This window comes from Shewanella mesophila (assembly GCF_019457515.1).
Lineage (GTDB): Bacteria > Pseudomonadota > Gammaproteobacteria > Enterobacterales > Shewanellaceae > Shewanella > Shewanella mesophila.
Map to the genome: position 1 here is coordinate 3,985,467 of NZ_CP080421.1, position 25,573 is coordinate 4,011,039.

20 protein-coding genes are annotated in these 25,573 nt (G+C 46.8%); 7 read left to right on the forward strand and 13 right to left on the reverse strand.

Annotated elements, in window-relative coordinates:
- Positions 1-3: 3 nt before the first annotated feature.
- Both fieF and K0I73_RS17550 read right to left on the reverse strand, forming a co-directional pair.
- Positions 4-873 (reverse strand): cation efflux pump FieF, encoded by an 870-nt coding sequence (fieF, locus tag K0I73_RS17545; protein ID WP_220062311.1) that lies wholly within the window; start codon positions 871-873, stop codon positions 4-6.
- 65 nt (positions 874-938) lie between these two features.
- Positions 939-1,448 carry a Spy/CpxP family protein refolding chaperone gene (locus tag K0I73_RS17550; protein ID WP_220062312.1) on the reverse strand — a complete coding sequence of 170 codons (510 nt, stop codon included), beginning with the start codon at positions 1,446-1,448 and terminating at the stop codon, positions 939-941.
- A 243-nt stretch (positions 1,449-1,691) separates the two neighbouring features.
- Between K0I73_RS17550 and K0I73_RS17555 the strand changes: the two genes are divergently transcribed.
- Entirely contained in the window at positions 1,692-2,375 is a 684-nt protein-coding gene (locus K0I73_RS17555) for a response regulator (protein ID WP_220062313.1), read from the forward strand.
- Positions 2,375-3,742: an ATP-binding protein gene (locus tag K0I73_RS17560; protein WP_220062314.1), complete on the forward strand. Its 1,368-nt coding sequence runs from the start codon at positions 2,375-2,377 to the stop codon at positions 3,740-3,742. The genes K0I73_RS17555 and K0I73_RS17560 overlap by 1 nt, the downstream gene beginning before the upstream one ends.
- Here K0I73_RS17560 and K0I73_RS17565 read toward each other — a convergent pair.
- The gene (locus tag K0I73_RS17565) at positions 3,726-4,379 is read right to left on the reverse strand and encodes a TetR/AcrR family transcriptional regulator (RefSeq protein ID WP_220062315.1); all 654 of its coding nucleotides are present in this window, start codon (positions 4,377-4,379) and stop codon (positions 3,726-3,728) included. The genes K0I73_RS17560 and K0I73_RS17565 overlap by 17 nt on opposite strands.
- A 121-nt stretch (positions 4,380-4,500) precedes the next feature.
- Here K0I73_RS17565 and K0I73_RS17570 point away from each other — a divergent pair, with 121 nt between their 5' ends.
- Positions 4,501-5,370 (forward strand): LysR family transcriptional regulator, encoded by an 870-nt coding sequence (locus tag K0I73_RS17570; RefSeq protein WP_220062316.1) that lies wholly within the window; start codon positions 4,501-4,503, stop codon positions 5,368-5,370.
- A gap of 52 nt (positions 5,371-5,422) precedes the next feature.
- Here K0I73_RS17570 and K0I73_RS17575 read toward each other — a convergent pair whose 3' ends face one another.
- The 5 genes from K0I73_RS17575 to ardA all read right to left on the reverse strand — a co-directional run bounded on the left by K0I73_RS17575 (position 5,423) and on the right by ardA (position 12,322).
- Positions 5,423-7,336 carry a methyl-accepting chemotaxis protein gene (locus K0I73_RS17575; RefSeq protein WP_220062317.1) on the reverse strand — a complete coding sequence of 638 codons (1,914 nt, stop codon included), beginning with the start codon at positions 7,334-7,336 and terminating at the stop codon, positions 5,423-5,425.
- A gap of 229 nt (positions 7,337-7,565) precedes the next feature.
- On the reverse strand, positions 7,566-8,696 hold the full coding sequence (locus K0I73_RS17580; protein WP_220062318.1) for a hypothetical protein: 1,131 nt from the start codon (positions 8,694-8,696) through the stop codon (positions 7,566-7,568).
- Between the two features lie 88 nt (positions 8,697-8,784).
- Complete coding sequence (dddY, locus tag K0I73_RS17585; protein ID WP_220062319.1) at positions 8,785-10,029, reverse strand: dimethylsulfoniopropionate lyase DddY; 1,245 nt, start codon at positions 10,027-10,029, stop codon at positions 8,785-8,787.
- Between the two features lie 390 nt (positions 10,030-10,419).
- The gene (ardB, locus tag K0I73_RS17590; RefSeq protein ID WP_220062320.1) at positions 10,420-10,773 is read right to left on the reverse strand and encodes an acrylate reductase cytochrome subunit ArdB; all 354 of its coding nucleotides are present in this window, start codon (positions 10,771-10,773) and stop codon (positions 10,420-10,422) included.
- 28 nt (positions 10,774-10,801) lie between these two features.
- Positions 10,802-12,322: an acrylate reductase flavoprotein subunit ArdA gene (gene ardA / locus K0I73_RS17595; RefSeq protein ID WP_220062321.1), complete on the reverse strand. Its 1,521-nt coding sequence runs from the start codon at positions 12,320-12,322 to the stop codon at positions 10,802-10,804.
- Between the two features lie 271 nt (positions 12,323-12,593).
- Between ardA and K0I73_RS17600 the strand changes: the two genes are divergently transcribed.
- Positions 12,594-13,523 carry a LysR family transcriptional regulator gene (locus tag K0I73_RS17600; protein ID WP_220062322.1) on the forward strand — a complete coding sequence of 310 codons (930 nt, stop codon included), beginning with the start codon at positions 12,594-12,596 and terminating at the stop codon, positions 13,521-13,523.
- Positions 13,524-13,774: 251 nt separating this feature from the next.
- On the opposite strand, the gene acuI is transcribed toward K0I73_RS17600, so the two are convergent.
- Together acuI and K0I73_RS17610 are read right to left on the reverse strand one after the other, a co-directional pair.
- A complete protein-coding gene (gene acuI, locus K0I73_RS17605; protein WP_220062323.1) occupies positions 13,775-14,755 on the reverse strand; it encodes an acrylyl-CoA reductase (NADPH) in 981 nt (326 codons plus the stop codon).
- A 109-nt stretch (positions 14,756-14,864) separates the two neighbouring features.
- On the reverse strand, positions 14,865-16,640 hold the full coding sequence (locus tag K0I73_RS17610; RefSeq protein WP_220062324.1) for a sigma-54-dependent Fis family transcriptional regulator: 1,776 nt from the start codon (positions 16,638-16,640) through the stop codon (positions 14,865-14,867).
- 360 nt (positions 16,641-17,000) lie between these two features.
- Between K0I73_RS17610 and exaC the strand changes: the two genes are divergently transcribed.
- From exaC to K0I73_RS17625, 3 genes are all read left to right on the forward strand, one after another.
- Positions 17,001-18,521 carry an acetaldehyde dehydrogenase ExaC gene (exaC, locus tag K0I73_RS17615; RefSeq protein ID WP_220062325.1) on the forward strand — a complete coding sequence of 507 codons (1,521 nt, stop codon included), beginning with the start codon at positions 17,001-17,003 and terminating at the stop codon, positions 18,519-18,521.
- A 224-nt stretch (positions 18,522-18,745) separates the two neighbouring features.
- Positions 18,746-20,296, forward strand: coding sequence for a YjjI family glycine radical enzyme (locus K0I73_RS17620; RefSeq protein ID WP_220062326.1), 1,551 nt, complete (start codon positions 18,746-18,748; stop codon positions 20,294-20,296).
- Positions 20,297-20,336: 40 nt separating this feature from the next.
- A complete protein-coding gene (locus K0I73_RS17625) occupies positions 20,337-21,242 on the forward strand; it encodes a YjjW family glycine radical enzyme activase (RefSeq protein ID WP_258405228.1) in 906 nt (301 codons plus the stop codon).
- Positions 21,243-21,917: 675 nt separating this feature from the next.
- Here the strand turns inward: K0I73_RS17625 and K0I73_RS17630 are convergent.
- The 3 genes from K0I73_RS17630 to K0I73_RS17640 form a co-directional block, all read right to left on the reverse strand.
- A complete protein-coding gene (locus K0I73_RS17630; RefSeq protein ID WP_220062328.1) occupies positions 21,918-22,709 on the reverse strand; it encodes a hypothetical protein in 792 nt (263 codons plus the stop codon).
- A gap of 123 nt (positions 22,710-22,832) precedes the next feature.
- Positions 22,833-23,690 carry a DUF2971 domain-containing protein gene (locus tag K0I73_RS17635; protein WP_220062329.1) on the reverse strand — a complete coding sequence of 286 codons (858 nt, stop codon included), beginning with the start codon at positions 23,688-23,690 and terminating at the stop codon, positions 22,833-22,835.
- A 1,111-nt stretch (positions 23,691-24,801) separates the two neighbouring features.
- Complete coding sequence (locus K0I73_RS17640) at positions 24,802-25,413, reverse strand: cysteine dioxygenase family protein (protein ID WP_258405229.1); 612 nt, start codon at positions 25,411-25,413, stop codon at positions 24,802-24,804.
- Between the last annotated feature and the right edge of the window lie 160 nt (positions 25,414-25,573).

Sequence of the window (25,573 nt, forward strand, 5' to 3'; positions counted from 1 at the left end):
AGATCACACAGGGTCTTGATGAATGAGCACTTCAACATCGTCGAACAGAGATCTGACTCTCGCCTCAGCCGCATCGGCGATCGTGTGAGCTTCTTCTAGGCTTAATTTTCCATCTAGCTCTAAATGGCACTGAACGAAGGTAGTTTTACCCGACTCACGCGTACGCAGATCATGAAAACCATTGATGCGAGGATCCTTTTCCAGCGCCTGAACTATTTTCAGCTTAGTATCGGCATCTAACTCGCGATCCAACAAGGACTGCGCCGAACGGTAGCCAAGCTCTAGCGCTTGCTGACCAATAAATAGCGCAATTAATATTGCAAACAAACCATCGGCCCACACCCAACCATATTGAGCTAAGAACAATGCTAACAGCACGGCGGCATTGAGTAGTAAATCAGACTTGTAATGCAGAGAATCCGCTTCCACAACGGTACTCGATGTAGCGGCTAACGCTCGTTTTTGTAGCATCACCAAAGCAAAGGTCAGAACAATTGCGATCACCGATACCACCATACCCAATGACGCATGATTTACTGGAGCTGGATTAAGCAATCTATCGCCACCATGAAACAGTAACAAAAACGCCGACCCCATGATAAATGCCGACTGCGCCAAGGAGGCGAGTGGCTCAGCTTTACCGTGACCGTAGCGATGGTCCTGATCTGCTGGCACAATGGCGTAACGTATTGCAATAAAATTGACTATGGATGCGAGCGCATCGGCGAATGAATCGGTGAGTGAAGCCAGCATACTGGCGGAACCTGAATACATCCAAGCCGCCAGTTTGATGACTATCAGGGTGAGCGCTGTCGCAACAGATGCACGACTAGCCAATTTCACCCAAAAATCGTATTGGGAAGTGTCTTTCATAGGGTCACATTACTACTGATTAATGTAGGGGAAGAAATATGACCCAAGTGTAACTCAGTTAAACCTTATGGGCGATCTCCTTTACGCATGCCACGCTTAGCAAAGTTCTCTTTAAACTGAGTTTGCTGCTCAGGTGTGAGTAACTGATAAATCTCCCTTTGTACTTTCAACATTTCGATGCCGCTCTGCTGACGTCGTGCTTGTCTCGCTTCCATAAAGGCTATCGCATCGGCTTCATTAAACGAATCAGCGGTCACAAAGGTTAACATCTGCTCTTGATGAGCCTGACGCACATCACTCGACGGACGTCTCTCTTGCATCGCATCTCTGTGTTGTTGCATTAACCCCCTGATATCGGCGCGCTGCTGATCGGTTAAATTGAGTCCACGAAACATCTTACCCATGTTGTCATGGTAACCTCGATAGTCGCCACGCATATCTTGTCGAGATGCGAAACAATCACCACTGCCATCTCCATTTCCATAATAACCATTAGCGGCATAAGCCATTGGCGTCATTAGTGCTGCAGTTGTAACAAAAGCCAGTAGTCCTGATTTTAAAGTGAACTTATTCATAATTTGCCTCTTACGCTGGTTGCGAGTGATTGCAGTAAATAACTCTGAATGAGTCTGGGTATGACTTAAGTGTACGCCGCGCAACGTAATGGAGAGTGTTTGCTAGGTAAACCTCTGTAAAGTTAATGTAAAGCGCTCTTTAATCAGGGCAAAATGACGACTTTACACAGACTTACATTCGTAGACTGCAATTGACATCGAAACAGGTATACTCAAGCTGTTATAGATGTTGAGAGATGTACCATGAATCAAATACTGTTGATCGATGATGACTTAGGGCTAGCCGAACTGCTCGCACAACTGCTCGAACTGGAAGGGTTCAGTTTGACCTTAGCTCATGATGGCCAATCTGGCCTTGCGCTCGCTTTAGAGCAAGAGTTTGATCTGATTCTATTAGATGTCATGCTACCAAAATTGAATGGCTTCGAGGTACTAAAGGCCCTTCGCAGTAAGAAACAAACGCCAGTATTGATGTTAACTGCTCGCGGTGACGAAATAGACAGAGTGGTCGGTCTCGAAATTGGCGCAGATGATTATCTGCCTAAACCGTTCAATGATCGAGAACTGGTTGCACGTATGAAAGCGATTATTCGCCGCACTGGGCAACAAATTGATGAGATACAGCCCACTATCATCAAATTCTCCGACATCAAGCTTGACCCAAGTCGTCAAGAAGTGATCTGTCAGGAGCAGCTATTAATCTTAACTGGCACCGAGTTTAGCCTGCTCTATTACATGATCCAACACAGCGGTGAAGTACTCAGCAAAGATTGCTTAAGTGAGAAAGTGCTAGGTAAAAAACTGATGCCGTTTGACCGAAGCTTAGATATGCACCTGTCTAATTTACGCAAAAAACTACCCGAACGAACCGACGGTCGTCCCCGGGTTAAGACCCTACGTGGTAAAGGTTATATCTGGTTAACCTAATGAAATTCAGTAGTCTGCCCAATCGCATCTTCATCAAACTGCTACTCAGCTTTTGGCTTTGTAGCAGCCTAATTATCGCCATCGTCGGCCTACTGCCGCTGATCCAGCAACAACACGACCAGACCAAGATTCCCCCTCATCTAGAGGCCTTACTCGAACGCATCGCTAAACGCATCGAACAAGAACCCACACTGCTCGATTCTCGTCGTTCACAAAGATGGCATAGGTTCCGAGAGATGGACCATAAACCTGTACGTTTCTATCTCGTTGATGAGCAAGGACAAGTAGTCAATACCGACAGAGCGTCGAGAGCAATGCGCCGCTTTATGCTGTTAGCGGAGGAGGCTGGCCAACCGATAAGTCATCAATTTAAAGATGAGATCCTGTTCGGCCCCCATGAATTTACGGTCAATGGTAAGAAGTACAGCCTATATGGTCGCCTAGCCGAAATGCACCCTAGACCCTGGTTTTTCTTTTTCATCGACAACATCATCATGACCTTGGTTCTTGCTATTGTGTTATCTGGACTACTATGCGGTATTTTGGCATGGCACTTAGGTAAACCACTAAGATCGCTTAAGCACAGCGCAGAGGCTGTAGCCAAGGGTGAACTGAGTCATCGTGCCGACAAAAACACCACGGCGCGTAACGATGAAATAGGCCAGCTCGCGGTCGCATTCAATGCAATGGCAGACTCTATCGAATCTATGGTCAATTGCCAACAACGGCTTATTAGCGATATATCCCATGAACTGAGAACACCATTAACTCGCCTACAGCTGGCGTTAGCGCTCGCGCGTAAAAAAGGGCAAGAGTCAACCGAGCTAGAACGAATTGGCTATGAGGCACATCAGCTTGAGGCAATGATAGCGGAACTATTGGAATTATCTCGAGCCAAGTTAAACCTGCACGAAAACAAACATAGCTTGTCGCTCAGTGAAACCCTAGGCCAAGTACTGGATGATGCAGAGTTTGAAGCCGAGCAACAAAATAAACAGCTAGTGATCGATATTGATGAGCAGCTGATGTTGCCGATCGCGCCGCGTCCATTGTCGAGGGCAATAGAGAATTTACTCCGAAATGCGATTCACTATGCTAACAAGCAAGTCAGCATTAAAGCGGTAGCCTATAACGAGCACGTGGTTATTGAGATAGTTGATGATGGCCCAGGTATAGCGCTCGAAGCCGATCTCAAAGCCATATTTGATCCCTTCTATCGACCACAGTCAGCGAGGGAAAGAGAGTCAGGCGGCTGGGGGTTAGGATTGGCCATAGCGAAAGCTGCTGTCGACACCCATCAGGGACAGATAACCGCGACCAATACCACTCCTCATGGTCTGTTAGTCACCATCAAGCTGCCGAAATAGCAGTTTGTGTATGTAATAGTGACAGCCAGTTAGCAAACTTTTGCTTAGTGGGGATTCGTTTATCCGAATGCCCCATTAACTGACTTAACGCATAGCTAAATTGATAGTAAATTTGTACATCATCGCACTGCTTAATGCCGTCATCGCTGTTGATCATAGTGCCACGAATATAGTTCCTGAGCAGCTCATCGCGATCAAATCCAGGGCGATCGCCAACAGCTGAGATCATGCCCTGATTCCACTGACAATATTGCGCGAGTAGCTCATTAAATCTATCGCGATACACCTCTGAGGCCTGCTGCAATAACTCTTGATTGGGCATCATGCGCTCTATCACAAAGCGTTTCTGGGCTAGCACATCATGCAAGCGTTGGCAGTGATGGAATAGATAGCATTCAAACGGATCGGTATATTGCTGCTGCTCGCTCTTAGCCGCCGTCAACCAATCTTGATATTGAGAACAGGCAACCGCCACCACTAAATCTGCCTCCGTGGTGAAATGGTTGTAGATGGTTCCCTTCGAGATCTGACTCGCCGCAACAAGATGAGAACGACACAAATCAAAGCTTTGATGCCCCCTAAGACAACGCTGCGCCACTTCTACCAGATACGCCTCTCTCTGTTCCCAGCTACTCATACCGACTCCATCACACTTTCTTAAACAAAACGATTGCAACTTCACAATCAAACTATAGCAGGGTTTCTTGCTAGTCGTTATTGAGTAATACTGATACCACTATGAACAAACTCAATAGCACATGTTAAAAATCGAATTACTGGAAAGTTTTATCGCGGTAGCTGAGGCGGGGAACCTGTCGAAGGCGGCTGATAAAATTTGCCGTACACAATCGACCCTCAGCCTGCAAATTAAGAAGCTTGAAGAGAGCGTCGGCCAACCTTTGCTACTGAGAGACAACAAGGGGGTCACACTGACCGAGTCCGGTGAAACTCTGTTGAATTATGCCTATAAGATGATGCAGCTCAACTCACAGGCGCTGGATGATCTCAAAGATTGTCAAAACCGCGAAACCATCCGCCTTGGGGTTCCCACAGACTATATCAAATGCTACCTTGGCAGTTGCTTACTGGAGTTTATTCGTGAATTTACCTGTATCGAGCTGGTGATCGACACAGATGTTAGCGGCAACTTATACAAACGCTTGCATCAGGGAGAGTTCGATCTGATTGTGGCCACGCACTGGCAGCCACCAGCCAATGGCGAATTGCTATTTGAACGCAAGTTTCATTGGGCTGCGGCAAAAGGCGGCAACGCCCACAAACGCGACACTATCCCCATGGCCCTCTACCCAGAGAACTGTCCGATACGGGCGCAAGTCTTTGCCAACCACCAGCTGACCATGAGGCCGATCAATGTATTGCTCTCAACCCCATCGCCCCAGGCACTGTGTATGGCGGTCGAAAATGACCTGACTATCGCCCCTATTGCCGAGTTTCGTGTTAACGATAAGATGCAGATACTCGATCCCATCGAGCATAACCTGCCTGTGTTACCAGTATTTAATGAGGCCTTATACCTTAATCCCGACACCCAAACCGATGCGACCAAGCAATTGATCACGCTGATCAAAGCCAACGTCAAAAACTTAGCCGAGAATTATCCCGGCTAAATCCCAGCGCACAATCAAGGCTGTGCCAGTCGGCACAGCGGCTTTACGCTCGTTAACCTAAGGTAAACTTATCCACTACGGCCAGCAGTTTCTGATTCAAGGCCGACAACTTATGCGTCTCATCACGACTCGCCGAACCGCTATCTTCTAACACCACCACGATATCGCGTATCTCGGCCATATTACGACTCACCTCGGCCGATACCATGCTTTGCTCTTCAGCCGCGGTGGCAATTTGAGTATTAAGATCGCTCACCGTCTCCACCGACTGGATGACCTCATCAAGATTGGTCGTCACATTGTTAGTCCAATGATTGGTTTGCTCGCAAGTCTCCTTGGTTTGCCCCATAGTCGCGACCGTCGCATCGATCCCCTTGAGCAGCTGACTCAATGTCGATTCTATCTCGGCGGTGCTCGATTGAGTTCTGGCCGCCAGTGCCCTTACCTCATCGGCAACCACAGCAAAACCGCGCCCCTGTTCACCAGCCCTTGCAGCCTCGATGGCAGCATTCAACGCCAATAGGTTAGTCTGATCGGCGATGTCGCCAATCACCTGCAACACCTTGGTGATCGTTGTTGCGTCATGCGCAATATTGCTGATGCTACTCTCGGTCGCCTCGACATCTTCTATCAATCGTGTGACCGTCTCACGAGTATTAGCCACTATCTGTTTGGTGTCATTGATCTGCGAACTTGCCAAGGTCGCCACCTGCGAACCCTGCGAGGTATTACCAGCCACATCATTTGCCGTAGCGCTCATCTCCTCGACGGCGGCCACTATCTGTTCTGTCTCTTGTACGTGCTTGCTCAGCACTTGGCTATTGCCGTCCATCTGTCCCTGCAGCGCGACGATACTCCGCCCAATATCCTGCGAGTCGACATACAGCTCCTTCACTATCCCCTCGAGATTCGCAATAAAACGGTTAATGCCGGTGGCGATATCACCCAGATCGTCACGGCTATTGACTGGTAACCTCATGGTGAGATCGGCTTGCCCCTGTGACAACCCTGTGACCACCTGCTTAAGTTGTATGATCGGACGATACAGCCAATTAAGAATAAGCAGCACCAATATGCTACTGACCAATAACATGATGCCGGAATTGATCAAGGCTGCCTCGAGCGCCTCATCGACCTTGGCATAAGCGGTATCTTGATCGATATTAAGCACAAGAAACCACTTTTTCTTCCCCTGTAAGAGAGGAATAACATGACTGTAGAATAGTAAGTCTTTGCCTGCTCCCTGATACGCCGACGCGAATGCGTCACGCGTCACCATCTCTTGCTCCAGCTGCCCCCAACCTTGCTGGCTCATCAGTTTACCCGACTGTAATTCTGCCATATTGGAGGCCAGCACCTTGCCCGCTTCATCGATAATCGCGGCCGATGCACCGGGAAAATCGATGTTATTCACGGTTTCCTCTAAGATCTCCAGACCAATGTCACCCGACAACACACCATCTCCCACATCGGTAACGATGGAGATCACCGGGTTCCCAGTAACCATATCGACATAAATGTCGGTCAATACTGCCTTGTCATTGTTTTTGGCCAACTGATACCAGCCCCGAGGGCGAGGATCATACTGACTGGGATCGGCGATGCCATTGTGCCAAATCGCATCATCGACCACACTGGCATAGGAGCTACCATCTTCAAACCCCCAAAAGACCGAGTATAAAAGGCTATTCGCTTTGACCAGCCTAGCCAGCATCACATACTCCCCATTGAGTTGACCGCCCCTGTATTGTGCCGCTAGCGCATCGATACTGTTGGCCTTACTCATAAACCAATCCTGTATCCCTTCAGCCTCGAAGCGCGCCATGGTTTGCAGCTTACTGTTCACCTGTTCGACGGTATTAGTCTTTAAGGTGAGATAAGAGAATAAGTTAGACAGTGCCAAACACAGAGACACTAAGAGAATCACCGACAGGGTGATGGTTTTCTTGAAGCCGATGGTTTTCATTGCAGACCTATTTTCGTCATTAAAGCAAAATCGTTGACGCCTACTTTACCGTTGGAATAGATTCCAAACTGTGACGCCAACAGCCCGTTAACATTTGCGCTATTACAGCCCATTAACATTTGATCCATTTTTGATCCATTATAGTCAAAGCCTTAATCACTCGATAATAAAAAAATGCCAACCCTAAGGTTGGCATTTTTATTACAGAGACGAAGTGCGTTTCATCGACTTAGAAGTAATAGCCGAAGTTAATATTGACTCGCTTATCCCAGCTATCACCGATTTCAGGTAAACCGACATGGCCATTATCACGGGTCGAGGCATACATGTTTTTACCCACAATGAAATCGATCATGGTATAAGTTGGGCCTGCTGAAATGGCACAACCTGTGACGTTTTGATAACTGGTATCATAACTGTCGTCGGCAACATCAGGGGTTACCATGCCGAAGTCATTATAGAACTTCAGGCTACCCCAGTCGGTGGCTAAAGTCTTGGCGATATTGACACTGTATGCCTGCGCCTTAGCCGCAATCTCATATTGCCAGTTGTAGGCCGTCACGGCGATCTTGTTGCTATCTACTGCATCGGCGGCGTCATATTCATATTGCATCGCCTGCAGCTGCAGGTTCCAACCTTCGTAGCTGCTGTCCATGTGCAGCGCTACGGCATAGCGGTCGCCATTGCTGCCTGTTTTGTTGTTATAGATCTGCCCATATTCGACAGAGGCGCCAAACAATGTCTTACCACCTTCATAGCTCATCTCATAGGTTTGGCGAAGGTTTAACTGGTTTGTCTCTTCGTTGTTATACTCGGTACCGTTGACGACGCCGCTATACAGATCGGTTGAATAGCGATCGGCGCGACCCGCCCCATATTCGGCATTCTTATAGAAAGCCATCTCAGTTCCCCAGGCGCCGCTCGAATATACCCCTTTCACACCCAAATCGTAGTCATCTTCGAAGCCTAAGTAATAAGGTACGCCAAACCAGAAGCTGTTAGAGATGAAACCAGGATTGCCGAAGGGCACCTGATTGACACCAAACTGGATCTGCCACTCTGGGTTTAGGTCGTAGAAACCATAGCCATAACGCAGCGCTTGCCAACCATCGAAGAAACGGTATTCACTCGCCAATCCCCACTCACCGAGTTTGCCGTTAAATTTGATTGCCGCCATATCAAACGCAAAGTCACCGCCCTTGTCTTTTGAGCTTTCACTGTAGTCTTTATAGGCGTAGTTCACCCTTACAGTACCCGACACATCGATACCGTCCTGCTGCTCTGCTGCCTGTACGGCACTCGCCATCAATGCAGCGGGTATCAACGCAGCAACAAGAGACAAATTTAATTTTTTCATCATTTCACCCTATTATTTATCATTGCCGTGCGATATTAGGTGCACGGCACAACCTTATGTTGGCCTTATACTTGGCCTTACTTCGTTGTAGTTACCACTTCAGATGAGTCAGATCGCACTGAATCACTTCATCTTTATTCGCTGGGGTCCCTGGATTTTTTGCCGACTCACACAACAAGGTTGTGCCATAGTCATTGCGCTTATCGTGAGCATTACTTCTGGCCCAAACGGAGACGATGGCGCGTTCTTCAGGCTTGGCTTCACAGCTACCATCGACCTCGAAGGCATGAATGGTGTTTTGATGGAAGTACATCAGAGGATCTTGCTTATAACTGCCTGCAAGCCATTGGGTATGGCCGTTATGCTGGGCGGCATCAAACTGGACTCTACGCATCTTGTCGTCTTCTTTGACCGTGGTCAGAAGAGGAGAATCGGCACGTACGGCAAAGCTCTTAAACTCATTGCTACAAGCTGGCACGCGCATGTTGTAATAGATCTCTGAGATCGCGTGATTATGATAAGGGTAAAGGGTGTCGACGGACTGCACCGTCATGCCCACTTCTGCCCCCACTTTTTCACCATTGATCTCGTCGATACGCAGCAGCCCCCAGTGACCGAAAATTTCGGCATAGGCATAACCACCGCGAATATTGTTAAAGTTCTTGTCGTTACGCTTACTTTCTTCGGCATACATAGGGAACCAGCCCGCTGCCGCCCACAGGTTTGGCAGGGCGTTGGCGCTGATATCGTAAGGGAAGGCCGAAGGCATTTTGACTTCATCGCCAGTCACCATCTTGGCGAAGTTTTTGGTAAAAGTTTTACCCAGTTTTTGTACGTCTTTGTTGGTGACCTTAGTCTTAAAAAACTTATCAAAAGTTGTGCGCTTAAAATGCTGCGCTACCGGAGAATTCTTGGTGAGCTCTCCACCTGGGTTATAGATCCAGTTAACGTCTTCACGAGCACCGAAGCACTGTTTTGCTTTATCGGCGTTATTGATCACCTGATAGATATTTTTCACCATCAGTTTCATGTCTCTGCGATCCATGATGCACATCTTCTGACCGCCCTGGGTCGAGTCGATAATAGCCTCATCTGAGTTTAGGCAGTGACTGTTTTCGCCATTAGTTAAGGCTACGGCATAGGCTTTTAGATAGGTTAGCGTCTCGTCCCAAAGCATATCCACATACTTCTGATCAGCCTTTGAATAGGTTACAGGCTCACCCAGACATTTAAATTGTGCATTATCAATTTCGCTCTGATCTAAGAAGTCAGGTAGCTCGGCAGCCATCGCCCCATTTGCCGCCAATAATGACAACGCAATAATGGTCTTGTTCATTCATCTCTCCCTTATTTACATATTGTTTTTCACCACTTTGTGGAGGGGAATAATATGCTTGGAATCCATTCCAAAAATGTAATCTGCACATATTTGCAACAATCTGACAGCAGAAAAGACAACTCAGTTCACATAACTGTCAAAACACTGTTTATAAAGAAGTTTTAGGTAAATTAGTGATATAAAAAAAGCCCCTTAATCATGACGACTAAGGAGCATATAAAGCGAAACGGTTAACAGTAAATTGTCTTTGCAGGGATAATGATACGGCCAATGTCGCTAAACGTTTTATTTCACAAGTCTGGGGAGCACCAGAACTTGTTACCCCCATACGGGGAGGAGTTATGATTAGGAGATAGGCCCATTTTTCAATGGGCCTAAATATGGAGATTACTCTTTGTGCTTATCAAACTTAAATGTATGGCAGTTGCTGCATAATGGCTTTTTAGCTTTATGCTCACCATGACACTCTTGGCAAGGTAAGTCTTTTCCATAGTGAAGGTTATTATGTGGGTTCTGCCACTTATCTTCTTCACTACGCGCAGTTTGCTTGACTAAGTCGTCCACATCATGACACTGCAAACAGGCTTGGTCAGACGGAAACTGCTTGATGCCATTGTCATGGCATGTCTTGCAATCTTTGCCGATCACCTCTTTGTGCCAAGGGCGTTGATCGACCGCTTGAGCAGACAGACTCACTAAGCCACCTAAGACCAGCGCGAGTACAATATTTAACTTTTTCATTATTGATTCCTCTTAATTACCGGTCGACTTAGGCTTTCATGACGCTGCGTGCAGCCGTCATACCCATTACCATACACTCAGGAATTGAGCAGCTACCCAAACGGCTCACGCCGTGAATACCACCACACACTTCACCGGCCGCGTACAGACCAGGAATCGGCTTACCAGTGAAGCTATCTTTCACCTCGGCCTTGGTATTCACCTGCACACCACCTTGGCAATAGTGCACTTTTGGCCATAGGCGAACGACAGTAAATGGCGCCTCAATAAACTTATCTTTGGCCTTAGTCATGTTCTTACCGAACTGCTTATCTTCGCCAGACTTAACGTAGCTGTTGTACTCTTCAATTTGCGCTTTAAGCGGTTTCAAAGGCACGTCGAAGTGCTTAGCTAACTCTTCAATGGTGTCGAACTTCCAGCCCACGTTGTACTTAATCACTTTCTTGGTATTTGGATGCTTCTTAGAATCCTTATAGCTGGTGATCAAAATTGGAGGCAGTGCATTACCCTTTTCATCGCGACAAGCAAGCTCTGCATCGGCACGGGTCTTACGGTCGGCGATTTCATTCATGAAACGCTTACCCGTTAGGCGGTTAACCGCCATTGAATGAGGGAAGTTATAGATAGAATAGTTAGATACATAACCAAAACCACCTTCATCAGGTGATGCCCAAGGGCCAGACTGAATGTGTGCAAGATGCACTGGAATTGCGCCTAAACGGAACATTTCGTACATACCTTCACCCGTCGCGCCAGGTGCGTTAGTACAGCCCACTTCAGAGGTCAGGGTTGGATCTTGTGCCATACGTAAATCAACGTTTTGAGCAAAGCCACCTGTGGCCATGATCACGCCACGCTTAGCACGGATATTTAGTACTTTACCGGGTTGGTCTTCACCAAAGTGATAGTTTTGACGCATTTTAACGCCAACCACTTCGCCCTTATCGCCCACCAAGAAGCCTTCAAACTTAGAACGGTTGTGGGTGTTAACACCAATGCGCTTACACTCTTTATAAAGTGGTTGAGTAATCCCTGCACCACAGCTCACTGATGTTTGATAAGTACGAGCAACTGAGTGACCACCGAGCTGTTGCAGGTACGGATGGAATTCAGCACCAGCATCCATGGTCAATTGCAATGCCTCGACAGCGTGTGATGCCACATGACGCAACAAGGCTTCATCGGCAATACCACGACCAGATTTTAGCTGATCGGCAACCATACGATCGACCGAGTCTTGTACACCCTCTTTTTTCTGCATTGGCGTACCAGGCGCCGCAAACAAGCCACCGTTAATGGCAGAGTTACCGCCGAAGTAAGCCATCTTCTCGAAGATATGCACATCTTTCGCGCCCTTGCGCGTTGCTTCAATCGCAGCCGCTAAACCGGCAAAGCCTGAACCAATGATCAGTACTTCGACTTCTTTGTCCCATTTCACACCGTCAGCTTTCTCAGAAACCGCCATTGCAGGCGATGCCATTGCTACACCCGCAGCGGCACCTAGACCTTTAATGAAATTACGGCGTCCTAGCAGATCTATATTGCTCATCTGTTATCACCCTTTTATGTTTTATTGACGAGAAAATAATAGGACTGGAACCAGTTCCAAAACGGGAGTTAATCAACAGTTATCTTTAAAACAACTTCGTAACATTGTTAAAACAATAACTAGCTTCAAATTTACTCAAAATTACTACTTTGTGGGTATTTTGGAACCGATTCCAAAAACGTGTTCGCTGCACATTGAGCTTAAAAGTGAGAGCAAAAAGCTTGTGAGACTGTTAAATTAAATGACGTTTCTTCCCAAACAATAGAACGTCATGGAACTTGAAGAGATCTATCGCCAAGATCTAAGCCTGCTTATTGCACTGCAGATTTTGGTCGAAGAGTGCAGTGTTACTAAAGCAGCAAAACGGCTGCATTTAAGCCAATCCGCCACCAGCAGAATATTAAGTCGTCTGCGAGAGATGCTTGGTGATCCCCTGTTTTCTCGGGTGGGTCAGCAATTGGTGCCAACCCAATATGCCCTCGATTGTTATCAGCAATTACAGGGCCCCACGGGAGAGTTGTTACAGCTGCTAACCCCTAAGGCTTTTATTGCCGAACACTGCCGACAAAAGTTCACTATTGCCGCAACCGATTTTGCCATACAGGGGTTATTACCCTTTATTTTACCCAAGATCTACCAGCTAGCGCCTAATATTAGTATTGAGATCATTCCTGTACAACATCAAAATCTACAGACGCAACTCAGTTTACAAGGGGCCGATATGGCGATCTGTCGCGCCATTGGCCAAACGGAGCAATTACAACATACCCCACTAGGGCGGGTAGGTGTCAGCTGTTTAGTATCAAGCAAACACCCATTGGCAGATCAAGAAGTGGCACTGCAAGATTATCTACACTATCCCCATGCCACCATTGCCATTAGTGATGGCGTTAAAGCGATTGTGGACAGCGCAATCGAGCAGTTCCCCCCTAGAATCGAACTGCTGCGCACGCCGAATTTAGACAGTGCGTTAGCCTTACTAGAGCTACATCCTTTGATTATTACCTTGCCAGAGGGGTTAGCCGAAATGGCGGCGACAAGGCATAGATTACGGGTCAAACCACTGCCGTTTAAGATCGCGGCACTCAACTACAACTTGTTTTGGCATGGGCGCTATGAAATCGATAGTGGCCAGCGCTGGCTGAGGCAGCTAGTAGTAAACTTGATACGACCACTGCTTGGGATGGAGACAGCTGACTAAGCAGCAAATCTCAATAACAATAGACAAAATAGCTAATGTACTAAAAATACTGCTTGGATTAACAATGAAGATCAGACTGAGTAAGGGGCGATATTCACGACCTTGAGAGCAGGCAAGACTCAGGGCCGCCACCGAGGTATCCTTGCCAACTTCAACTGACTTAATAACACCCACAAAAAAAGTGGCTATCTCAGCCACTTTTATTCACTTCAGTCAGTTCTAGCATTAGCGCTCGACCTAAAAGGTTTAAATTAAACCTTAACCAAAATACGTCCAGTAACCTTGCCTTTTACGATATTAGCAGCACATTCTGGTACCGCTTCCAAGGAGACAGTTTGACAAGCTTGCTCATAAAAACTGTCAGGCAACAAGCTAATCACTTGCTCCCAAGCGCTCATTCGTTTCTCATAGGGACAAGATACAGAGTCAACACCGAGTAGATTAACGCCACGTAGAATAAATGGCATTACCGTCGTTGGCAGCGCAAAGCCACCCGCTAAACCACAAATAGCGGCACTGCCACCATAGTTAATCTGTGACAACGCATTGGCAAGCACCTTGTTACCCACGGTATCGACAACCCCCGCCCAGCGTTGCTTATCCAGTGGACGCCCCTCTTGTTCGAGTTCACTTCTATCAATAACGTCGCTGGCACCAAGCTGCTTAAGTAGCTCGCCGTTAACCTCGACTCGACCCGAGCTTGCCACCACGCGATAACCCAGCTGCGCAAGTAAGGTCACCGCCACTGAGCCTACACCGCCGCTAGCGCCAGTCACTAATATGTCGCCAGCGTCAGGCTTCACGCCAGCTTGTTGCAACGCTTGCACACATAACATGGCGGTTAAACCTGCAGTACCTATCATCATCGCCTTAGCTGCATCACAACCTTTTGGCATAGGAACTAACCAATCGGCTTTGACTCTTGCCTTTTGCGCCATACCGCCCCAATGATTTTCGCCCACGCCCCAACCTGTGAGAATCACCTCGTCACCCACCTTGTAACGAGGGTCGGCCGACTCGCTCACCACGCCAGCAAAATCGATCCCTGGCACCATAGGAAACTGACGGATGATTTTGCCAAGCCCCGTCACCGCTAGACCATCTTTGTAGTTGAGTGATGAATAGCTAACATCAACCAGTACATCACCTTCGGGTAAATCCGATAGGGATAATTGACGAACTTCTGCTTGGGTCTGCTTATCATGCTGGGTCAAAACGAGTGCGTTAAACATGGCGCCTCCTTATATTTCAAATAGAACAAAAGCATAGTGTAAAAAATGCTATGAATACACTGCACATTTTGCATATCAACCATGCATCACACACATAGTGACATTCGGCTTAAGGTTTAAGCCCAATCAACTTAAGTTTGCGATACAGAGTATTACGACTAATCCCCAGATGCTTGGCACACTGGCTAACATTGCCATTAAACCGATGAAAGGTCGCCACAATATTAGCGTTAACCATGAGGGCTAATTCACTCTCGCAAGCCTCTGATTGTGGTTCATCTTGTTTGGTTTGCCCTAATTGTTGCTGCAATGCATCGGGAAGATGATGCCAGCAAAGCACCTCTTCGCCATCAGCCATCAGGCAGGCAACCTGCATCAGGTTATCTAACTCGCGTAAATTGCCCGGCCAACTATGGCGTAGCAAACTCGCGAGTAACTCGGGAGATAATCGCTGCGGGGCAATACGATAACGTTTATGCAGTTTATGGATAATCCGCTCAATATCGGCGCGTTTCCTTAAGGGCGGTAGACTCACCTGCAAACCATTGAGCCTGTAATAAAGATCCTCCCTAAACTGCCCCCCGCGCACTAGCCCTTGCAGATCGGCATGTGTGGCTGCGACCACTTGAATATCGACCTTATAGCTACGATTGCCTCCTACGGGAACCACTTCTCGCTCCTGTAATACCCGCAATAAACGACTCTGAGTGGCGAGCGGCATCTCACCAATCTCATCGAGAAACAGAAAGCCACCATCGGCTTGGCGGATCTTACCCTCATAACCATTGCGACTCGCGCCAGTAAATGCCCCTGCTTGATAGCCAAAAAGTTCAGACTCCACCAGCTCTGCGGGTAGCGCGGCACAATTAACGGCCACTAAAGGCCGATTAGCACGCTGACTTTGGCGGTGAAGCTTGTTAACAAACTGCTCCTTGCCTACACCCGTTTCGCCAAAGATCAGTAGCGGAATATTACGACTCACCACCTTGTTCGCTTGCTGCCAAGCCCGCTCTAAAATCGAATCGCGAAAACGCACACCTATCTGCTGACTCACTAAATGAGTCTTTGGCGTGGGCACGAGTTGCTGGGTCTTGAGATGCAAGCGTTGATGGTGAGAGATCGGTTCGCCGCTGTTCCACTCCTGCCCCAAGTACTGACGAACATCATCACCGACTCTAGCGCTATGAAGTAACTTTTTCGCCATCGGATTACAGCCTAAAATCTTACCCTCGGCATTAGCGACCACGATTCCCTGCCAACCAGAGGCGATAAGCGATGGCTGCTCCGCCAGATCGATACGGTAATGACTACCAGGTAAGTGACATAGGAGCGCCGTCTCAACCTGCTGCACTAAGCTAGAGATCAAGAGTAAGGTTTGCTGGGTATGACGCTGCTGTTCGCTGGTGATATCTATCGCCCCTATGATCTCACCGTTTGGTGCAAAGATGGGACTGGCGGTACAACTCATAAAGCGATGTTGGCGAATATAGTGTTGTTCGCCAATCACTGACACCACTTGTTTGGCGGTTAATGCGGTGCCGATAGCATTAGTACCACGGTACTGCTCGTGCCAATTAACACCGATATCCAGTGCGATATTGGCAAGCTTATCTGAGTATTTGCTTACACCCCAATGATGCAGCACATAGCCTTCTGGGTCAGACAAGATAAGCCGACTTTGGCTGTGAGCCATTAGCTGATTAAACAGAGGTAAGGCATGCTGCTGCATTAACTCAATAAGCTGCTTATGAGCATAGTGGCGCTCGGCAAGTGCATCGCGATTGAGGCGTTTCTCTTGAGGTCGATCCGTCTCTCTGAGCCCCGCACCTTGACTACGAGACCAAGAGTCAGATAGCCAACCTTGTGTCGGTGAAGCGATCGTCATAACAGTGTTCCATTTTGGCACACATTAAGTGTGCACTTATGTCACAGTGCGACGGCTGTTCCAGTGCAACATCATCCTGGATAACGCACATTCGGACATCAAAAATTAGTTTTTCATCATACTGTTACTTGTCCATCACCACAACTCCTGCCAGTTTGGCGTGCACCTTGCGTTATCCCTTTTGTTAGAGCTTGTACTAGAGTTTGAGTGAGCTAGATGATCAAGTTGAACGCTTGAACATAAACAGTCGGCACTTAGCACACTTCAAAAACCTGTTTTATTTGAAACACAAAGCAAGACATAAGCGATTTATTGCCACAGAGATGGCGACATTCAACAAGACCAAACAAGGAAGCCAATATGATCTACACAAAACCAGGTAGCCCAAACGCACTCGTCAACTTTAAAAGCCAGTATGACAACTTTATCGGTGGTCAATGGGTGCCGCCAGTCGGTGGAGAGTATTTCACTAATAGTTCGCCTGTCGATGGCCAAGCGTTTTGCCAAGTCGCTCGCTCCGATGCGCGAGATATCGACCTTGCCCTTGATGCCGCCCATGCAGCCAAAGAGGATTGGGGCAAGACTTCGGTTGCCGAACGCGCTAATTTATTGTTAAAAATTGCCGATCGCGTCGAACAAAACTTAGAGTTTTTGGCGGTCGTTGAGACCTGGGAAAACGGTAAGGCAGTACGTGAAACCCTGAATGCCGATCTACCGCTGTTTGTCGACCACTTCCGCTACTTCGCCGGCTGTATCCGCGCCCAAGAAGGCAGCGCCGCCGATCTCGATAGCAATACCATCAGTTACCATTTCCCTGAGCCGCTTGGAGTCGTTGGGCAGATCATCCCGTGGAATTTCCCCCTGTTAATGGCGGCATGGAAAATCGCCCCAGCATTAGCCGCGGGTAACTGTGTGGTACTCAAACCCGCAGAGCAGACGCCTGTCTCGATTCTGGTGATGATTGAGTTGATTGAAGATCTGTTACCAGCAGGGATCCTTAATATCGTTAACGGCTTTGGCACCGAAGCGGGGCAAGCGTTAGCGGTCAGTAAGCGCATCGCAAAACTCGCCTTTACTGGTTCAACCCAGATTGGTCACCACATCTTAAAATGCGCCGCAGAATCACTGATTCCCTCAACGGTAGAGCTGGGTGGCAAGTCGCCTAATATCTATTTTGCCGATGTAATGGATCATGAAGATGAGTACTTAGATAAAGCCGTCGAAGGGATGCTGCTCGCTTTCTTCAATCAAGGTGAGGTCTGTACTTGCCCGTCACGCGTGCTGATCGATGAATCTATCTATGACAAGTTTATCGAACGAGTGATCGCCCGAGCTAAGACTATTAAGCAAGGCGATCCCCTCGATACCGATACCCAAGTGGGCGCCCAAGCTTCACAGGAGCAATATGACAAGATCATGAGCTACTTAGAGATAGGTCGTAACGAAGGTGCAGAGGTACTCATTGGTGGCGAAAGCTGTAAATTAGCTGGCGATCAAAGCCAAGGTTTCTATATCGAACCTACTATCTTTAAAGGCACCAACGACATGCGCGTGTTCCAAGAGGAGATCTTTGGCCCGGTAATTTCTGTCACCACCTTTAAAGATGAGGCCGAAGCCTTAGCGATCGCCAACGATACCGAGTACGGCCTAGGTGCTGGCCTGTGGACCCGAGATATGAATCGTGCCCAACGTATGGGCCGTGGCATACAAGCGGGGCGTGTATGGATAAACTGCTACCACGCCTACCCAGCTCACGCGGCATTCGGTGGCTATAAAAAATCGGGCATAGGTCGTGAGACCCATAAGATGATGCTCAATCACTACCAAAATACCAAAAACTTACTGGTCAGCTACTCGACCAGCCCATTAGGTTTCTTCTAACTCGGCCGCGGCCAAATCCTCTGCTGTAGAAGGTTTGGCCCATTTTTTTATCACCCAATAACCCAGGCCAAGCGCATTATGCCTACCCAGATCTCACCTTTAGCAGAAACTAAGATATTGCCCCACGGATTTCCAGATTGGAAATGATCCATTAGCGGTTTTTCACTTTTAGCCCAGTAACGAACCACGTAAATTATATCCATATCATTTTTGTGGATACCATCATGACCCTACTCGATAAACTGGCCAACATAGTTAGCGACCCTCACTTATCTCCCAAACAAAAGTCGAGCTATTTAGCCATAGAGGCCGAAGCGAGTTTGCCCTATGTCGCGGTTTCCGATGCGGTAACCGCGGCCATGCAAGCGGGGATAATTTGCGACATGTTTGAGGGTCACGCGCCTTTCAAGCCACGCTACGTGCTGCCCGATTATGCTAAATATTTGCGCCAAGGCTCAATCTACTTAGAGCTCGCCGCCGCGACAGATTTAGATGAAGCGATCAACGCACTGGTCATCCTCTATCATCATGTACCATCGGTGACTAATATGCCTGTGTATCTGGGCCAACTCGATGAGCTACTCATGCCCTACGTTGAGGGGGTTGATGAACAAAGCTTGTATCGCAAACTTAAAAACTTGTGGATCATGTTAGATCGCACCCTGCCCGACGCCTTTGTGCACGTTAATATCGGTCCGAGAGATAATATCGTCTGTCGCACCATTCTTAAGATAGATGCCGAGCTAAAACAGGTCGTGCCTAACTTGACCTTTATGTATGAGCCAGCCACCACACCCGATGATCTGCTATTGATGGCCGCCAGCAATATTTGTGAGTGCAATAAACCCCATATCGCCAACTACCCAGTGCACGCGAGCACCTTTGACACCAAAGGATTTGGCATTGTCAGCTGTTATAACGCACTACCACTGGCAGGCGGCGCCAATACCTTGGTCAGGATAAATCTAAAACTGTTAGCCAGGCGGGCGACGAGCATCGACGACTTCTTTGAACATACCCTGCCAAGCTACTGCGCCCTCGCCTATGAGCTGATCGAAGCCCGCGCTAAATTCCTCCATCAAGAGTCGCATTTCTTCGACAGTTTCTTGGTGAAAGAGGGCTTAATTGAACCGTCACGTTTCGCGCCTATGTTTGGCATTTACGGCATGGCCGAGGCGGTGGATATTCTACTCGGCAATGCCCCCATATCTGAGCAGATGGGCGACAAACCGAGCAAACATTACGGCCACCATGACACCGCCAATCAGCTAGGCTACCGCATATCGAAGGCCTTAGATGGCATAGTTAAATCGACGCCTGTGACCTACGGTTACCATGAGCGCGCCCTACTGCATTCTCAAAGCGGCATCAGCCTAGATATTGATGTCACCCCAGGCGTGCGGATTCCCTATGGCACAGAGCCTAATCCTGTGGCGCATATTCAAGCGTTAGCACCTCATCATCAATACTACACATCTGGGATCAGCGACATCCTTACTATCGATGCCACCGTCAAACAAAACCCCGAGGCCATGCTGCAGCTATGTAAGGGCGCATTTAACTTAGGCTTTCGCGAGTTCAGTGCCAATGTCGCCTCTAACGACTTAATTCGTGTCACGGGTTACATGATAAAACTCTCAGATATCGCCACCTTTAAGCAGCAAGGCTCGCGCACCAACACCACAGGGCTCGGCGCCGAAGCGGCGCAAAACACTGGCATACTTAAGCGTCAGCCCAGAGTCGCCGCCCATGAACTCACGCCACACTATTTTTAATAAAACAGCTGTGAGTGGAGTAGCTGAGGGACAAGTAGCTGTGAGCGAAACTAGCATAAACCGAGTGTCGGCAAGTACATTGACCAATGTCAGCCAGATCTTGCCCTTCTCCTGTGTCGACGGGCCAGGCAGTCGGTTGGTGATCTTTTTGCAGGGGTGCAATTACAGCTGTAAAAACTGTCACAACCCCCACACCATCACCCCTTGCGATCATTGTGGTGACTGCATCAGCGCCTGCCCACAAGCGGCGCTCGCCATAGATAACAGCGGCGTGAAACCTCGTATTGTCTGGGATAGTGAACGATGCAGCCATTGCGATCAGTGTTTGTCAGCCTGCACTAAACAATCCAACCCTAAAACCCAGCAGTACAGTGTCGAGCAGCTACTGACACAGATCCGCATTAACCGACCCTTTATCAATGGCATCACGGTTAGCGGCGGTGAAGCTAGCCTACAGTTGCCATTGGTTATCGCCCTCTTTAAGGCGATTAAAGCCTGCCCGCAACTTAGCCACCTCAGCTGTATGCTCGACACCAACGGCAGCCTAAGCCAAACAGGTTGGCTCAAATTATTGCCCTATCTCGACGGTGCAATGGTGGATTTAAAAGCGTGGCAGCAAGAGACCCACAACTACATTACTGGCCGCGATAACCACAGGGTTTTTCAGTCAATCAGGTTACTAGCACAACATGAAAAGCTGTATGAAGTGCGCCTGTTACATATCCCCAGCATCAGCGATTTCGACCAAGAAATAGATGCCCTGTCTCAATATCTAAACAAGCTACCCGAAACGGTACGTATTAAACTCAATGCCTTTCATCATCACGGCGTTACAGGTGAAGCGGCACATTGGCCGAACTGCCATGAAGCCGATATCAAGCGGCTTGCCGCTAAGCTGTCACAGCGAGGAGTAAAGAATCTGGTTCTGCCTAATGTATATTTGTAGCGTGATTTTTGAGCTTATAGCGCCAATCTGCCCATCTTTAGTTTTTGAGCGTCAAGCTGACTTTGGTATTTAAAAGGATATTTGAAACCATGACTTTATGGTTTATCAATTGCCTGCAGCAGGTGCAGCGCAGGGATGCGCCAATGCCGCGTTGACATAGACGTCAAAATAGTGGCCATGTCACGGAACGTCCGCAGCCGCATCTACACGAGGTTATTTTATCTCTTCGATTTAGCCTTTCGGGTATCAATCGGACAATCTAAAGTTAAATCGTTTTTGGACAAAAGTGGGTTTATCTTCGAATGAAGGGGCTGGCATTTTTGGCTTATAACATTTGGCTGAATTGGTTTTTGGTATGGCTGATGGTAGCGTTAACCTTCATTGTTTTGAATCGCTTGCAGCAGGCCTCATGTGCAAACACATTTGTGACGCGCTACGAGCACTTCCATGTGAGCTCTACCTCGGCGTCCATGCCTCGGAAGGTCACAACTGTGTTCACACCGAGTTTTCTATCTCTTCGATTTGACCTTACTGGTACCTCTTGGGCAATCACAAGTTAACTCATTTCTGGACATAAATGATTTAGAGTTTAGGCTCTAACTTATGAGATTTTGATTAGGAAAAGTATGGCAATCGGATCAACTACAGTTTGACACCATAGTCACTTGTTAGCACTTAGATCCCAAACTGTTTCACGACTTCATCAAATACTGCAAGATCTGCCTTTGTTACTGTTTTAACTTCTTTATCACGAAGGACCTTACCAAAATGGACACTAGAATTCCGCAATTTATTGATCGCTTTAAAGTGTTGCAAATTAAGCCCTAACGACTTATCTAATTGTAGAAGTTCAACATAGGTAACTAGTTTACCGAGACCTAAGCCATTATCTTTGTCCATAAGACTTCGTTTCACATCATTTTCTAGCAATAGCTGATAAAGAATCGCTTCACTAATAACACCTGCAAGTATCGAACAGGTACTGTATTGCTCATGTTTCAAGTTAGTTCGATATTGTTCGTAGAACGTTTTAACGTAATCACGAAAAGGACTTGTGACATTTATTTCTGATTTAATAGAGCCAGTAATTTTATTTTGAGGAATCGGAACAATTGTATTTAACAGTACTTTTCTAGGAATGCGCCTTAGCACTCCTCCGATTGCAACATCATTCCAATATTCAGATAAGCTTTCATGAGTGAAAAACCACTGTAAGTATTCTTCCGTAATTCCGAGTTCAATTCCTTTATTAGACATAATGAAAGGGATGAAGCCATATTTTGCTAGCTTGGGTTTATTCAATCTACGAAAGCTCAAATTCCCCTGCATTGCAGGTATAAGAACTAGTGTCCCTGTAGGTATTTCTGTTTCACCTTTAGGTATATCTTCGATCAAGCTTGAAAGAACAGCTGTTTTGGAACCGCTAAAGCTTTTATCTATGATATTCTTATTATTTTTTGACTCCAAACTCTCCTCCACTGGTGAGTGATACCGCCTGTCTAAGCGGATTTAAATTCTTGGCTATAATGTGGGACAAAGCAAAACTGAACCAACTGTTTTAGTACCGTTTTCAATGCCTTTTAGCACTATTTATTCATATGACTCGAGCCAATAATTAGACTTTGAGTCTAGCCCAATACGCTCAAGTCCAATTGTATTCTCACACCTTATTGATTGATAAAACTTTGTTTTCTTTTGATGATAACGCAACAAATGGGCTATGGCTGTTTTTGTTTCTACAGAGGTTCTTAATCCAAATGTGATACTAGATATTGCTTCTATTTCAAGTTTAAAAACTTTCCCTCCATTGTTTGGAAGTAAAAAGCGCCATTCTTTTTCGTAAGCCCAATCAGTAGACTTTGTTGTTAACATTTTAAAAAAGAGTTCCATCGTTGATCTGTGAGAATGACCCATTCCAGTTTTTGCAAATAACAAATATGAGTTTCTTACAATATCCTTTTCAGCCACATATTCAACTTGTCGAAGCCAGTCTACTACGCCATTTGGAGATTCGGGAGCTAATAGAACTGGATCGTAACCAATACAAATCCCTGTATGATTTTGCCCGTAATGTGACCACATAGTTGTACTTTCAGGGTCTTCTGATAGTGAGAGTATTCCCATAGTTTCAGATTCACTATCCCAAAATTCTCGAAATAAATTAACTTTCTCTTTTAAATGAGCATTTGGTTTACCATCTTCAAAAAGCATGTCGAAGCCTTCATATGAAATATTTTGGCCATTATTTTCCAAATACCATTTTCTAAAGCTTAAGAAAGCAGACTTAAACTCTTCAATGGAAACATCCGCATCACTAATCTTAAATTGAGCATCAAATGGATCATTTAACTGTTCTGGTTTTGGTATCCACAATCCTTTGCTTAACAAACTAAGTATGGTGTACTTTTCAAATTCTCGATACTTGAACAATTCATTGGGTATTTCCAATACTATCTCCTAATAATGCTGACATTTTAGTATTTATGCGTTGCGTGTTTATCAGGTTAGACTATTCGAGGCGCATACTCATAATCGTCTCATTTCTAAACAGTTGAAATGATTAGACCAAACACATCTTCTGGAAAAACGAGAATGCATATTTTGCTTGCCTTGTATCGCTTACAAACCGAGAATACGCGACTTTAGTTGTTTGAATTTACTATTCTTTTTATTTCCACTCAATAGCAAATCGCGAACTGATTGTTCATAATTTGGAGATTATCTACACAAAACCAATAATACTGTATAAAAATACAAATACAGGTTAAATATTAGGTTGCCGCTAAGCAGAAACACTTACCTTTCCGGTTGATGAGAAAATATATTGCAAAGAAGTTAAGGATGTATTGGAAGAATTGCTGGCGCAAACACGTAATGGGGCAAAACCTTCTTAGCTTTTAACTCTGAATACACACCAAATACGGCTAAATCGAAGAAGCGTTAGAGATAGGTGTAAGCACGGTTTTGGCCTTCGAAATCATGGATGATTTCGCAGAGCCCACATGGATGTGCTGGCGGCGTGCCAAAAGAGTGCTTGCACATTCCTCGCCGGACAGGCGTTCAGTAACAGCGAAGGTACGACCTTCAAGCTCACTTAACCCATTCCCATCCAGCCAAACGCTACATAAGCTAATCCAGAAAATGCCAAACCTTCATTCCAAGGCCACCAAACTTTGAGGCAAAAGCACGTTAGCTTTTAATGCGTTATTAGTCCCATATGAAGTTAAATCGAAGAGATAAAATAACCCAGTGTAAGCGCGGTTTTGGCCTTCGAAATTATGGCCGAAAATGTTCCAGACATTTTTCGGCATTCCCTCCGTCCTTGGAGGTCAGATGATTTCGCAGAGCCCACATGGAAGTGCTCGCAACGATATCCCTATCTAAAAGCCAGTTCGACAATCCCTGTCTCTCGTTCATAAGCACGAAGCTATGCTTCACTCACCGAGCCAAAAAAGCGCTTGCACATTCCTCGCCGGACAGGCGATTGGCAGCGGTGAAGGGACGACCTTCAAACACACTTCACCAATACCCACGCAGCCAAACGCTAAAACCCCAAACCTTACTCCACAGAACGATCCCATATATTAGGAATAACCTTACAGGTATATCCAGAAATAAATGGCTTTTTATGCCCAGAATGGAGGTCATACACATGGCGTTCTACTGCACCGATATTCGCGCCATAGACGTGGATACTGATCGACACACTATCCTTAAGGGCATTAGATACCTTATGGATATCGCCAATACGCGGTGATACAAGATCAACACTACCTGTGGGCAAATGATGTGAACCAATTGCACGCAAGCGAGCGGTTGCAGGGTCTAGTTCAAACACCTCAGATAGCTCATATTCCTCACACAGCTCGGCGCCGCGCATAACACCAACCATGCCCCATACAGTGTGATCATGCACTGGAGTCGTTTGCCCCGGCGCCCATACGAAACTCACCACAGAAAAACGCTCCAGCGGATCGCAGTACAATAAATACTGCTGATACCTTTCTGCGCTCGCCTTGGCAAACTCTTCTGGCAACCAATCATCATGGCTAATAAGCTCTGATAGCAGGTATTTACCCTCGACAAAGATATGCTCTTCATCGTTGCCAACTTGCTCAACCAAATGGGTAAAAGACTGAATAAACTCCCGCAATCTGGCACTGTTTTCCATGACATCACCTGCTTTCGATTTGTGTTCAAACAAGGGTAGGAGATTTGATCTCGCCAATAAATAGGCAATAGGTCGATAGAAGATAGCTGCACTAGATGATGCTTTACTACATCGAAAGGCGTTACAGTGAAATCATCCATTTACACCAAATGCCAACCAG